Origin of the sequence: Novispirillum itersonii subsp. itersonii ATCC 12639, from assembly GCF_000381985.1 — a bacterium.
GTDB lineage: Bacteria > Pseudomonadota > Alphaproteobacteria > Rhodospirillales > Rhodospirillaceae > Novispirillum > Novispirillum itersonii.
In genome coordinates, this window is sequence record NZ_KB907337.1 from 29,278 (window position 1) to 42,360 (window position 13,083).

The 13,083-nt window shown below is 62.0% G+C and carries 14 protein-coding genes; 11 read left to right on the plus strand and 3 right to left on the minus strand.

The annotated features are described in order from the left end of the window. Positions 1-155: 155 nt before the first annotated feature. The 3 genes from G365_RS0100165 to G365_RS0100175 form a co-directional block, all read right to left on the minus strand. The gene (locus G365_RS0100165; RefSeq protein WP_019643470.1) at positions 156-2,447 is read right to left on the minus strand and encodes a TonB-dependent receptor; all 2,292 of its coding nucleotides are present in this window, start codon (positions 2,445-2,447) and stop codon (positions 156-158) included. Between the two features lie 116 nt (positions 2,448-2,563). Continuing rightward, positions 2,564-3,520: a FecR family protein gene (locus G365_RS22515; protein WP_169545004.1), complete on the minus strand. Its 957-nt coding sequence runs from the start codon at positions 3,518-3,520 to the stop codon at positions 2,564-2,566. Between the two features lie 101 nt (positions 3,521-3,621). Next, positions 3,622-4,143 (minus strand): RNA polymerase sigma factor, encoded by a 522-nt coding sequence (locus G365_RS0100175; protein WP_019643472.1) that lies wholly within the window; start codon positions 4,141-4,143, stop codon positions 3,622-3,624. Positions 4,144-4,361: 218 nt separating this feature from the next. Here G365_RS0100175 and G365_RS19665 point away from each other — a divergent pair, with 218 nt between their 5' ends. The 11 genes from G365_RS19665 to G365_RS0100225 all read left to right on the plus strand — a co-directional run bounded on the left by G365_RS19665 (position 4,362) and on the right by G365_RS0100225 (position 13,079). Further along, entirely contained in the window at positions 4,362-5,555 is a 1,194-nt protein-coding gene (locus G365_RS19665) for a MalY/PatB family protein (protein ID WP_019643473.1), read from the plus strand. A 392-nt stretch (positions 5,556-5,947) separates the two neighbouring features. Continuing rightward, positions 5,948-6,262, plus strand: coding sequence for a DUF6916 family protein (locus tag G365_RS19670; protein ID WP_019643474.1), 315 nt, complete (start codon positions 5,948-5,950; stop codon positions 6,260-6,262). Between the two features lie 215 nt (positions 6,263-6,477). Continuing rightward, on the plus strand, positions 6,478-7,032 hold the full coding sequence (locus tag G365_RS0100190; protein WP_019643475.1) for a phage tail protein: 555 nt from the start codon (positions 6,478-6,480) through the stop codon (positions 7,030-7,032). A gap of 27 nt (positions 7,033-7,059) precedes the next feature. Next, positions 7,060-7,638 carry a phage tail protein gene (locus G365_RS0100195; RefSeq protein WP_019643476.1) on the plus strand — a complete coding sequence of 193 codons (579 nt, stop codon included), beginning with the start codon at positions 7,060-7,062 and terminating at the stop codon, positions 7,636-7,638. A 21-nt stretch (positions 7,639-7,659) separates the two neighbouring features. Next, positions 7,660-8,211: a phage tail protein gene (locus G365_RS0100200; RefSeq protein ID WP_019643477.1), complete on the plus strand. Its 552-nt coding sequence runs from the start codon at positions 7,660-7,662 to the stop codon at positions 8,209-8,211. A gap of 299 nt (positions 8,212-8,510) precedes the next feature. Further along, the gene (locus G365_RS0100205; protein WP_019643478.1) at positions 8,511-9,053 is read left to right on the plus strand and encodes a phage tail protein; all 543 of its coding nucleotides are present in this window, start codon (positions 8,511-8,513) and stop codon (positions 9,051-9,053) included. 27 nt (positions 9,054-9,080) lie between these two features. Further along, positions 9,081-9,662, plus strand: coding sequence for a phage tail protein (locus tag G365_RS23345; RefSeq protein ID WP_081628379.1), 582 nt, complete (start codon positions 9,081-9,083; stop codon positions 9,660-9,662). 14 nt (positions 9,663-9,676) lie between these two features. Continuing rightward, positions 9,677-10,219 (plus strand): phage tail protein, encoded by a 543-nt coding sequence (locus G365_RS19675; protein WP_019643479.1) that lies wholly within the window; start codon positions 9,677-9,679, stop codon positions 10,217-10,219. Beyond that, on the plus strand, positions 10,219-10,752 hold the full coding sequence (locus tag G365_RS19680) for a GNAT family N-acetyltransferase (protein ID WP_019643480.1): 534 nt from the start codon (positions 10,219-10,221) through the stop codon (positions 10,750-10,752). Before G365_RS19675 ends, G365_RS19680 begins: the two co-directional genes overlap by 1 nt. Positions 10,753-10,897: 145 nt before the next feature. After that, positions 10,898-11,047 carry a hypothetical protein gene (locus tag G365_RS23695; RefSeq protein ID WP_155976065.1) on the plus strand — a complete coding sequence of 50 codons (150 nt, stop codon included), beginning with the start codon at positions 10,898-10,900 and terminating at the stop codon, positions 11,045-11,047. Between the two features lie 34 nt (positions 11,048-11,081). Further along, on the plus strand, positions 11,082-13,079 hold the full coding sequence (locus tag G365_RS0100225) for an asparagine synthetase B family protein (protein ID WP_019643482.1): 1,998 nt from the start codon (positions 11,082-11,084) through the stop codon (positions 13,077-13,079). Positions 13,080-13,083: the final 4 nt, after the last annotated feature.

Sequence of the window (13,083 nt, forward strand, 5' to 3'; positions counted from 1 at the left end):
CGAACAAAGGGAAGCCCGGCCCTGCCGGGCTGACTGGGCCATTGAGGCCCCGTGCCCGCGTGGGCACGTAAGCCAAGCGGGCGGACGCCCGCGCCCGGCGTGTGAGGGACCGAACAAACAAGGGACCCAACAAAGAACACCGCGCAGCCGTACCTTCAGAACGTCGCGGTGGCGGTCAGCAGGAACGAGCGGCCGGGCTGATACAGCGGGGTGACGGTGCTGAATTCCTGCCCATAGGTGGCGCGGTCGGCATAAACGGCGTCAAACAGGTTCAGCACATCGGCCCGCAGGCTGACGTTGCTCAGGCTGCCGGGCAACTGATAGGCGGCGTAGAGATTGAAGACCTCGTACCCCTTCAGCGGCTGATTGCCGGGGGCGGCCTTGTTGTTGTCGCGCACGATATCGACATCACCGCCGACGGTGATCCCGGCATCGCGGAAGACGTGTTCCGCCGCCAGCGAGATCACCTTGCCCATCGGGGTGGCGATGTAGGTGCCGGTGTCGGAATCCGCCGGCTGGCCGTCGATGGTCACGTCGGTATCGGCATAGGCGATGCGGGCGAAGCCGTTATCCCAGGCGTACCGGACCCCGGCCTCATAGCCCTGCGACAGCACATCGCGGGTCAGGGTCGAGCTGGCGGCGCTGAACTTGGCGGCGCGCACGTCATCCATTTTGGTCTGGAACACCTGCCAGTCGACGGTAAAGCCGCTGTGGGTCAGCTCCAGCCCGGCGGTGACGTTGTCAGACTGTACCGCCCGGGGGGCGGTGGCATAGGTCCAGGCCGGGTTCATGATAAAGTTTTCGGCCAGCGGCACGCCGGACCACACATGGGCATATCCGGCCTTGGCCTTCAGCAGGCCGGGCACCACGTCCAGCTCGCCGGAGACATTGGGGCTGGCGCCGGACTGTTCCCATTCCTGCCCGGTGGTGCCGGTAAAGGTCTGCCAGTCGTTGCGCACCCCGAAGGACAGGTGCAGCGGATCAACCGGATTCAGGCGGGCCTGCGCATACAGGCCGGTGTTGTCGGCTTTTTCCTTCGCCGCCATCGTGCGGTCCTGATACCCGGCGCGATCACGGTAGAAGTCGGTGCCCAGCGTCACGGTGCCGATGGCGAAGGTGAAGGTGTTTTCCGCCTTACCGTTCAGCGACGTGGTTTCCCCTTCGCCGGTGTAAGAGGTGGAGGAGGTGACAATCGGCAGGGTCACATTGGTGCCGCTGCGGGCCATCACCACCTTGGGGTTCCACAGGTCGGTCGGGGTGGCGTCGGAATAGGACAGGGTCAGGTTGTCCCGTTCCAGCGTGTACTGGCGTTCTTTCGGCTCCCACGCCGGGCGGCCGGTGATGTTGCCGATATTGCCACGGTACGGGCGGTTGCTGCTGTCGCGCACCCGCTCAGCGCTGACCTCGACACGGTCGCCGCTGTCAGCCTGCAGGCCCAGCTTGCCAAGGCCGCTCTGCATGTCTGTGGCGCTGCCGCGCACTTTGTCGCCGTGACCGTCCTTAAACTTGCCGCCTTTGGCGTAGGTGGCGCTGGCCATCACGTCGGCCCAGTCCTGCCGGGCATAGACACCGGCATTGTTGGTCGAGACATTACCGTTGGTGTTGTAGCTGGTTTTCACCATGCCGCCGACGCCGTTGGCATCGAGAAAATCGCGGGCATCCTTGGTTTCATAGGCGATGGCCCCGGCCAGTGCCCCCGGCCCGGCGTCGGCAGGGGCAACGCCGGAATCCACCCGCGCCACCTTCAGGTAGGACGGGTCAATCAGGGTGGTGCCGTTGTGGTGGAACACCTTGTTGTTCTGGCGGCTGCCGTCGATGCTGACGGCCAGATTGGTTTCTTCCACGCCGTGGACGTAGACCTTCTCGCTCATCGGGATTGATCCACCGACCCGGACCGCGGTTTCTCCGGCAAAGACGCGGCGGACGTCGCCGGGGTTTTTCCGCTCCAGATCCTCGGGGGTGACGGTGGTGCGGCTGGCTTCCGGCCAGCCGCTGTAGCGGTCATGCTGGCCCTGTACCGCCAGCGGTGACAGGCTGATCGCACCGGGCACCGCCGCCGGGGCCTGCAACAGGGTGATGGTGGCCGGGCCGGTATACTGGAAGGTCAGGCCGCTGCCCGCCAGCAGGGCCTGCAGCGCCGCATCGGGCGACAGGCTGCCGGACACCGCCGGGGCGGTGCGGTCGCGGGTCAGGTCGGCGGCATACAGCACCTGCAGCCCGCTTTGTACGCCAAAGGCAGTCAGGCCCGCTGCCAGCGGTCCGGCGGGGATGGAAAAGGCGACGGTGTTTGGCTGGGCCTGGGTCTGGGCCTGCGACGCCTGCGGCTGTTGGGCCTGCGCCATGACAGGGGCCGACAGGACCAGCGCAATGGCGGTGGCGGCACCGTACCGGCTGCGGGGGCGGATGATATGGCGGGCGGCGGGGCGGCAATCCGGCGAAACGGGCACGGCGGGCTTCCTTGGCTCATGATGATAACGGTACGCATTCGCAATGCGTTGTTGTCATGACGATGCCAGCGGCAAAGATCCTCACCCCCTGACCGTGATTTTTCTGAAAAAAAGTTTTACCCCTGCCGCAGCAGCACCACGCCGCCGGGCAGACGGGTCTCCCGCAGGTGCAGGGTGGCTGTCAGGGCGGTCAGCACCGCGTCGGGGCTGGCGGTGTCAAACACCCCGCTGACCCGGCGGGCGGCCAGACCGGCCCCCAGCAACAGCACCGTGCCGGGCCGCCAGCGGTTCAGTTCTGCCACCACATCCTGTAAGGCGACATCCTCAAACACCATATGCCCGCTCTGCCATGCGGTATCCGCCAGCGAGGCCCGGCCGAGTACGGCGTCGCCCGTCTCGGTCAGCACCAGCCGCTGGCCCTGTGTCACCCGCTGCGGCGGCTGGCCGTCGCGGCGCACGTCCACCGTGCTTTCCTGCACCGCGATGCTGGCTTCGTGGTGGCGCTGCTCCACGGTATAGGCGGTGCCCAAAGCGCGGGCGGTGACCGGCCCGGCGGTAACGTCAAAGGGCCGGGCCGGATCGGCGGCGACAACGGCCTGTACCCGGCCCGACTGCAGATCAACATGGCGGCGGTGTTCAGAAAACGTCACCACCACGCGGCTTCCGGCATCCAGCATCAGGTGCGATCCGTCGGCCAGATCAACCCGGCGCACCTGCCCGGTGGCGGCGGCATAGCCGACCCCATCCCCCAGCGGCAGCGGGCCGAACGGGCCGGTCAGCAGCACCGCCGCAACGGCGGTCAGGGCGGTACAGAGCGCCACCCCGGCCAGCCTGCGGGTGCGGGCGCGGGCCTGCTGCCGCTGCGCCGGGCGGGGGTCGGGCAGGTGGTCAAGGTCGTTCCACAGCCGGCCGAGGCGGTCGTATTCCTGCCGGTTCTCCGGCGTGGCGGCGGCCCAGACGGCAAAGGCGGCATGGTCATCCCGGGTGGCGTCCCCTGAGTGCAGGCGGACGAACCAGCGCAGGGCCGTTTCGCGGGCATCGGAGACATCTGAAAACTGCGACCGGTCAGACACGGTGTCTGCCCCCTTTGCTGCGGCATCTGCCGGGGGCATTTTCCCGCCCCCCGTGTATATAGACGATCAAGGCGGCCATCATCCTCACCCTGCCGTGCATTTTAATCGACCAGCCGGTCACGGCAATGGGCGAGGGCGCGGATAATGTGCTTTTCCACCGCGCTGCGCGAGATGCCCAGCCGCCGGGCGATTTCGGCATGGCTGAGGCCGTCGATTTTGTGCAGCAGAAACACCGCGCGGCAGCGCTCCGGCAGATCGTTGATGGCTGCGTTCAGGCGGGCCAGACGCTGGCGCTGCTCAGCCACGGCGTCGGCGCCGGGGTGGTCTGACGGCTGGCCGTCCAGCGCTTCGGCGGGCAGGTGGCGGCGGGCCTCGCGGCTTTCTGCCCGCAGGTGGTCCAGCGCGATGTTCCCGGCCACGCGGTACAGATAGGCGCGGGGGTTATCCAGATCCGGCACGTTGGTCAGGCTGCTGACCCGCATATAGGTATCCTGCACAACATCCTGTGCGGCGGCGGGCGAGCCCATCCGCCGGGTCAGGCGGCGGGTCAGGTCGTCGTAATGTCTGATCAGCAGCCCCAGCAGCGATGCGCGGTCTGCCGGGGCCCGGTCGGAGGCGGCCATCAAACGGACCCTTCGGGACGGTGGCGGAAGGCCCCTCTCTACGGTAAGTGATAATTATTTGCAATAAGGCAAAAGGGCGTTTGTGCGAATGCTCTGATTTTCAACTTTTTCTCACAGGCCCTGTGCCGGAAATTCGTTTCCGTCGCCCACCGCCGGGGGGATAGCATCGGCCTGTTCACCGCTTTTGACCGCCACAGCGCACGGGGTATCACCGGATCATGACCGCCGCCTTTGATTTCGAGACCGTTGTTGACCGCCGCAACAGCAATTCCATGAAGTGGACGGTGCCCGCCGGGCTGCTTCCGGCCGGTGTGTCTGCCGATGACATTCTGCCGATGTGGGTGGCGGATATGGATTTCCGGGTTGCCCCGGCGATCATCGACGCCCTGCAGGGGCAGGTTGATCACGGGATTTTCGGCTATGCCAACGGGGCTGACCCGGCCTATGTCGCCGCCGTCACCGGCTGGCAGGCCCGGCGCTTTGGCTGGCAGGTGGCGGCGGACTGGGTGATGCCGGTGGCCAGTGTGGTGGCAGCCCTGAAGCTGACGATCCAGACCATGACCCGCCCGGGTGACAGCGTGCTGATCCAGACTCCGGTGTACCACCACTTCCACGCTGACCCGGTGATCAACGGGCGCACGGTGGTGCAGGCACCGCTGACGCTGGACGGCGACCGCTACCGCTTTGATCCGGTGGCGTTTGAGCAGGCGATCCGCCCGGAAACCCGGCTCTTCATTCTGTCGCACCCGCATAACCCCACCGGCAACGTCTGGTCAGAAAGCGACCTGCGGGCGATGGGCGAAATCTGCCTGCGGCATGGGGTGTTTGTCATCTCTGACGAAATCCACGCCGATTTTGTGCTGGGTGACGGGCTGAAGCATATCCCCTTTGCCGCGCTTGATCCGCGCTTTGCCGCCAACAGCGTCACCTGCACCTCGGCCAGCAAGACCTTCAACCTTGCCGGGTTGCAGTGTGGCACGATGATTATCAGCGACCCGCTGGTGCGCCGCGAGATCCGGCGCACGCTGGACCGCAACACCACCACCTCGCCCAGCCAGATGGGCATGGTCGCCACAGCCGCCGCTTACACCGGCGGGGAAGAGTGGGCCGATGCGATGCTGGCTTATGTGCGGGGCAATCAGGCGTTTTTTGCTGACGCGGTCAACAGCCGCTGCGCCGGGGTGCGGGTGCTGCCGATGGACTCGCTGTATCTGGCGTGGGTCGATTGCCGGGGCACCGGCCTGTCGGTCACGGATCTGGATGCGGCGCTGTTCCGGGCCGGGCTGTGGCTGGACCGGGGGCCGAAATTCGGCAGCGATGCGCATGGATTTGTCCGCGTTAATCTCGGCTGCCCGCGCAGTGTGGTCGAAGAGGCGGTGCGGCGGCTGGAAAAAGCCTTTCCGAAGGGCTGAGTCTCTCTCAATATATTGAAAATAATCATCTTTTATCAGGCGGACTCTGCCTGACAGGGGGTGTTTCAGGGAAGCAGGCCGTGTAGGCCTGCTTTTTTGTTGCTGTACAGGCACATTTGCCAGAGCCGGGAAAAACCCGTGGCTGCGCGGTGTCGTGCCAATTTTGCTCTTAAATGTTTGTGGAAGAAGAATTTCAAAACCAAAAAGACTATTTTATGTGATATACACTTTTTGAGATTATTTTTTAGAAATTGCTGCTTTTGGGGTCGTGGGCTGTGGCCGGGCATCTGCGCTCCGGTCTGGTGGGGGAGGATGCTGGGGGACTGTGATTGACGGAAATATGGAACCATTGATCAACCGTCTTTCTTACATCTACCTTCAGGATTAAATCAGTGATCGCGGAGGATTTTAAAATGCAGGGGGTTAATCATTCTCACTTCGAGCCCTTTGTTAATTCTGTCTTTACAGGGATGAAAGCCGATATACAGGCTGAATTTAAACTTATTCAGGTCTCTGTAAGGCGAAGGATTAATAAAGGTCTGTTCCGTGAGAATCCCTTCACACTTGTTTTTCGGTGTGCGCGGAAAATAATCCTGCCGCAGGGGTTGTATCAGATGGCGACAACCAACTTCGATCCGATGGATATTTTTGTCACGGCGGTGGGCGCGGATGCCGAGGGCATCATTTACCACGCCGTGTTCGACTGATGTTTGACTGAGGCCCCTGTCATCAGGGCCGGGTGCCGGTCCGTCAGGGAACAGGGCCTTTTTTCAGAGAGTTGGAGCGTTCCGGGTCGGCAAGGGCAGCATTCTGCCCCGGCTGAAAGCGCTTCCGCATGCCCGGCGGGCAGGTGTTGCCAGCCGGACTGTCAACTTTTCCATCTGGGATCAGGCCGGATGGAACAAGGACTAAGGAGGGTCCCATGTCAGAACCCTATGTAGGGCAGATTATGTTCGGGGGATTTCCGTATGCCCCTCAGGGCTACGCCTTCTGTGATGGATCGCTGATGACGATCCAGCAGAATCAGGCCCTTTTTTCCCTGATCACCACCCTTTATGGCTCGACCGCTACGAATAATTTCAGGCTGCCTGACCTGCGTGGCCGTGTCGCTGTCGGGGCTGGGGTATCGCAGGTTTCCGGTGCCTCTTACCAGGCCGGGACCTATGGCGGGGCAGAAGCCGTGACACTGACGGCGGCACAGCTGCCCGCCCATAACCATATGGTCACCGCCAGTACAGTGCCGGGCAACATCAGTGCCAGTAACAATCTTCCGTCCAAGACGGCGGTAAACCCCGCCATCACCGGTTCGACCGCGACCAACATGTATGGGCTGGCGTCTGTCCCGACTGACCTTGTGCCGCTTGATGCCAGAACGGTGTCTGACGTCGGCGCCGGGCAGGCGCATCCCAACATGCAGCCGTTTCTGGTGGCGACCGCCGTCATAGCGACGACCGGCATCTACCCGATGCGTCCTTAAACTGATGGTGCAGAAGGAGAAAACATCATGAGTGACGCTTATATCGGTGAAATCCGCCTGTTCCCTTATTTTAAAAACACCCCTCCGCAGGGATGGATGTTCTGCAACGGCGCACTTCTGAACATGTCAGACTATCAGGCCCTGTTTGCCGTGATCGGGACCATCTATGGCGGGGATGGCATCACGCAGTTTGCGCTGCCGAACCTGAATGGCCGCGTGCTGGTTGACCAGGGGACGGGGGCAGTTGATCCCAAGTCCACCACGCCATCGCCGTTGACCCCGCGGAATCCGGGGCAGACCGGTGGCAGCGAAGGTGTTGTTCTGACAACGGCAATGATCCCGCCGCATGATCATACCTTTTCGGCCTCGACCAAGCCGAACACGACGGACATTCCCGGCCCCGGGCTGTTTTTCGGCAGCGATACCGCCCCCACCTTCAAGCGCTATGTGTCGCCGGTTCCCAATCCGGCCCCGCGGATCGGCACGCTGAATGAGAACACGGTGTCCTCTGCCGGCGGCAATGCGTCTCACAGCAACCTGATGGCCGGTATGGGGCTGCGGTACGCCATCTGCGTCACTGCCGGCCTGTTTCCGATGCGGCCTTAAGGATCAAGGGGAGAGATAATCATGAGCACACCTTTTATCGGCCAGATATGCTATTTCAGCTTTCCGTGGACCCCTGAGGGGTGGCTTCCGTGCGATAGCACCACGTATAACATCCAGCACTATCCGGCGTTATACAGCCTGATTGGCACTGTGTACGGCGGGGATGCCAAGACCACCTTCAAGGTGCCTGATCTTCGGGGACGGGTGCCCGTTGGCCTTGGTCTCGCCTCTGCCCCCGGCAGTGTGCTGAACTGGACCCTGGGCAGCGTCCACGGGATGGACGCGGTTATCCTGAGCAACACCGGCTACCTGCCGAGCCATAATCATACGGTTTCGTTCGCCGGTACGACCTCCACCACCGGGACGCCGGTGGCGAATGCGATGCTGTCGAACATCGCCCCGGCCCAGTTCTGGGCGACCAATACGGCGGCCAATACCACCCTGCACCCGGCAACTCTGGGGGCGGCGTATTCTACTTCTGGGGGCGTGGCTGCGCACGAAAACCGGCAGCCCTTTGTTGTTCTCAATCCCTGCATTGCCTGGGATGGGGAATACCCCGACCTGAATTCCTGACGGGCTGAAAACACCTGTTTTTCCGGATAGGCCGCTCTGCGGCGGAAGTCCTGCCGCAGCCGGTTTCAGGCGCAGCATCAGGATCATGTCAGGCGTTGTTCCGCCCCATGATGTCTGGTGCTGCCCTGAATGGAAGGAGAAGATTATGGTGTAAGTTTGTGTCTATTATTTTATTTAAAAAACTATTGTGAAAATAATAAAATATAAATAATGATAATTTTATTATTGTTTTGCTCAGTTTTATTTTTAATTTTTAAATTAAAACATTTATCACTTTGATCTTGAGGGGAGTTAATATTATGTCGGAACTCTATTTAGGACAGATTATATTTGCGGCGTTTCCTTTCGCGCCCAAAGGCTATGCCTTCTGTGATGGGGCTACGCTGCCGGTCCGTCAGAATCAGGCTCTTTATGCCCTGATCGGCACGCGCTTTGGGGGGGATGGGAGCACAACTTTCAGGTTGCCGGACCTGCGGGGCCGGGTTGTTGTCGGGGCTAATCAATGGGGATCTTCTTATCATCTTGGCGAATATGGTGGGGTAGAGGAGGTGACGCTGACCGCGGCACAGCTGCCTGCGCACAATCATGGTGTCATGGCGTCCACCGTTGCTGGCAGTGTCAGTGCGGCGGACAATATTCCGGCGACGACAGCCAAGAATACTATTGCCGGATCGATCCCCACACCGATGTACGCCGCGCCGTCTGGGACTAATTCGGTGGTGCCGCTGAGTGCTGAGACGGTCTCGAGCGTCGGGGAGGGTAAGGCACACCCCAATATGCAGCCATTTTTGGTTGTAAATACGGCGATCGCGCTGACCGGCATTTTTCCCGAATTTCAGTAATACGGCTGCATAGAAGGAGTGTATGTCATGGCCGATGCTTTTATAGGTGAAATTCGCCTTGTCCCTTATGTCCGGTCAGATCCGCCGGACGGATGGCTGAATTGCAATGGCGAAGTTGTTTATATTTCGGCGTATCAGGCTCTTTTTTCTTTGGTTGGCGTAACCTATAGTGGTGATGGTAAGTCGACTTTTGGACTCCCTGATTTTAATGGCCGGGTGCTGGTCGGTCGGGGAACGGGGCAGGCTGCGCCGAATACAAATAGCCCCGGGACCTTGACCTCACGGAGTGTCGGGGAGAAGGGCGGCAGTGAAAGTGTGGCGCTGACGACGGAAATGATCCCCCCGCATAGCCACACCTTTTATGCCACAACACAGGAAAACACCACTCAGACCCCCGGTACGGGGGTGCTCTTCGGCAGCAGCCAGGACCCCGCCTATAAGCGGTATGTCAGTCCGGTTCCGAAGCCGCTTCCACGGATAGGGGTGTTCAATGATGATGTGCTTTCTTACGCCGGGGTGGGGCGGCCTCATCCAAATATTATGAATAGCCTTGGGTTGAAATACATAATTTGCTTCGCTGGAGAGTATCCAGTTCAAAATAGATATTGAGGGGGGTAAATATTATGAGTGAACCATTTATTGGTCAGATCACCTATTTTCCTTTTTCGAGGGCAATCGTTGGTTGGCTTATTTGCTCTGGGTCTGAGTTTTCTGTTAATGAATATCCTGCCCTTTATAGCTTGATCGGTAACAAATACGGTGGGGATGGTGTTAAAACCTTTCGGATCCCGAACCTGACTGGTACCGTGCCGGTGGGGATAGGGCAGGTTCCTGATGGGTACATTCAGTGGAGGTTGGGAATGGCTAAGGGCGAAGATGAGGTCCTTCTTGACACGGAATTTCATGCGCCCGTCCACGATCATAAGGTGTATTTCGCCGGGACGCCGTCAACGACAGGGACGGCCACGGCGGGCAGTATGCTGGCGAGTGTTGCCCCGCCACAGTTCTGGGCCGCGCCGAAAAATAAAATGAATACCAACCTCCATAAGTCATCGTTGGGGAACGCTTACTCTGAGAAGCCGAAAGCGCATGAAAACCGTCAGCCTTATCTCGCTCTGACGCCTATGATTGCCCATCAGGGCATATACCCGCCATTTCCGGGTTAATGACGGTGTTTCCTGCCGCATCGCCCTGTGCTGTATCCCTGACCGTGCCGGGTGTGGCATTGCGCCCGGCGCGGTCGGCGGACCTGCCGTTTCTGCGCCGTCTTTACCGTTCCAGCCGGGACAGGGAGCTTGCCGCCCTGAACTGGCCGGAGGCCATGCTGCGCGATTTCTGCCGCAGCCAGTTTGAGGCGCAGCATCAGGATTATACCCATCGTTATCCCACCGCCTGTTTTCTGGTGACGGAGCTGCGGCGCGAGCCGGTCGGGCGGCTGTACATTGATCTGTCCGGCCCGGTGATTCATCTGATTGATATCGCGCTGTTGCCATCAGCCCGGGGGCGGGGGATCGGCACCCGTATCCTGACCGCCGTGCAGGAGCGGGCGAGGGCGGACGGAAAGCCGGTGTCACTGCATGTCCAGCATGGCAATCGCGCGGCGGCAGACCTGTACCGCCGCCTCGGGTTCCGCCTGACCGCGCCGGGGGCAACGCATGACGGGTATCTCTGGGATGCTGACTGCATTGAAAGTGTTTAGTGTATCTGCGGTGGTATTTGTGTTGACGGTTCGGCTTTTCCTTTGCCATATTCGGTTTAATCTTTCTGACAGGCTCATCTTAGCGGTGTAACAACCGGAACGGTGGCCCATACAGTCCTGATCCCGTGCAGTTCCGATGAGGTTGATGATGGATAGCGTAACTCTCCCTGCCGACCGGCAGCCCAAGGCGGAATGGCAGACCCCGGTGCTGCAGCGTCTGGATGTCAGCACCGGCACGGCCGCAGAGGCTAACAAGCCCTTTAACGACGGGGAATTTCCTGACGGGGCATCCTGATCCGACGGGCGGGGGAGGACGCGGGACGCGCTGAATGACCGCCATTGCCGGGATCTGGCAGCATGATGGCGGGGGGGCAGATGTTTCCCGCCAGATCACGCGCATGGGGGCTGCTCTTGCCCCCTATGGCCGTGACGGAGAGGGCTCCTGCGAGATCAAAGACGCCGGGCTGGCCCTGACCTGCCGGATGTCTCATACTACCGTGACAGACACAGCAGACCGCCAGCCCCTGTGGGATGATCAGCGGTCTGTTTGTGTTGTTGCCGATGCCCGTATCGACAATACGGCGGAGCTGGCCGCCGGGCTTGGCTGGACGGTCAGAGAGGCCGAAGGCCGGTCTGATGCTGCCCTGATCCTTGCCGCTTACCATCGCTGGGGGCCGGACTGTGTCGACCGGCTGACCGGCGACTTTGCCTTTGCCCTGTGGGACCGGCAGGCGCAGCACCTGCTGCTGGCCCGCGATGCGATCGGTAGCCGCCCGCTGTTTTTCACCCACCGGCCCGGCCTGTTTGCCTTTGCGTCGATGCCGAAAGGTCTGTTCGCGGCTGATGGTGTCTCCCGGGCGCTGGATCCGCTGGAAGTCGGCTGCTATCTGGCCCTTGTCCCGCAGGTTGATACCAAAACCCTGTACCGGGATCTGTCGCGCGTTCCGCCCGGCCATTATCTTCTGGTCCGGGGCGATCATCACCGGATGGTCCGGTATTGGCCCGGCCCGGCCCGGCCCGGTTCCCGCCCCGCTTCCCGCCCCGCTTCCCACAGGGGGGATTACCACGCTTATCTCGAAGAATTCCGCCGTCTGTATGCCGGGGCGGTGGGGGCGCGTCTGCGGGCTCTGCCGGGGACCGAGATCGGCAGCTATCTCAGCGCCGGGTTTGACAGCAGCTCGGTCACCGCGCTGGCGGCGACAGCTCTGGCGGGGGCCGGAGGGGGGCTGACGGCGTTTACCGGGGCGCCCCGGCAGGGGTTCAGCGGGGCTTATTCCCCCGCCACTGTCGTTGATGAATCGGTGATGGCGGCTGAGGTTGCCCGCCGGTACGCAAATGTCCGGCATCACATCGTCCGCCCCGGCCCGGTCAGCCTGCTGGACTGTCTGGACCGCAAGCTGCCCCATCTGGAAATGCCGTTCCGCAATGCTGCCAATATCGCGTGGATGGAGGCCATTCAGCGCGATGCCGCCGGTCAGGGGATTACGGTGCTGCTGAGTGGGGCGCTGGGCAACCTGACCTCCAGTTACAGCGGCACAGCCTGCCTGCCCCGCCTGTTGCGTCAGGGGCGCTGGCACACGCTGGCCGCTGTGGCCGCTGGCATGCGGGCTGAAGGGGTGGGCTGGCGGCGGCTGGCGGCCCTGACCATCGGCCCCTATCTGCCCGACCGGCTGCGGCGGCTGCGGCGGCTGCGGCGGCGGAATGCGGTGTTTGCCTATAGCGCCCTGTCGCCGGAGTTTGCCGCCGCGATTGATCTGCCGCGTCTGGCCGCCGCCCGGGGACGTTCCCTCTCGGCCGAGGGATTTTTCCGCGATAGCTGGACGGCGCGCTTCCGGGCCCTGCGGCAGAATGACCCCGGGGTGTATCACCATGCGACGCTGGCCGAACACGGGATTGATACCCGTGACCCGACCTCTGACCGGCGGCTGATGGAGTTCTGCCTGACCGTCCCGGATGACGTGTTCATTCAGGGCGGGCGGCAGGCATCCCTGTTGCGGGATGCAATGGACGGGCTGCTGCCGGAAGCGCTGCTGGCCCGCCGGATACAGGGATTGCAGGCGGCAGACTGGTATGAAGGGCTGATCGCCCATCAGGCCGGGATCGTGGCTGAGCTGGACAGGCTGGACGGGTCGCCGCTGGCCCGTCAGGTGCTGGATCTTGCACGGCTGCGGCGGATGATGGCCTGTCTGCCACCGCCGGGGGCTGCGGCTGATCCGGCGGCGATCCGGTATCTGGTAAGCTCCGACGGGACGATGGGGTACTGTCTGGCCCTGCTGCGGGGCCTGTCGGTCGGCCGCTTTATCCGTATGGTGGAAGAGGGCGGCTGACGGC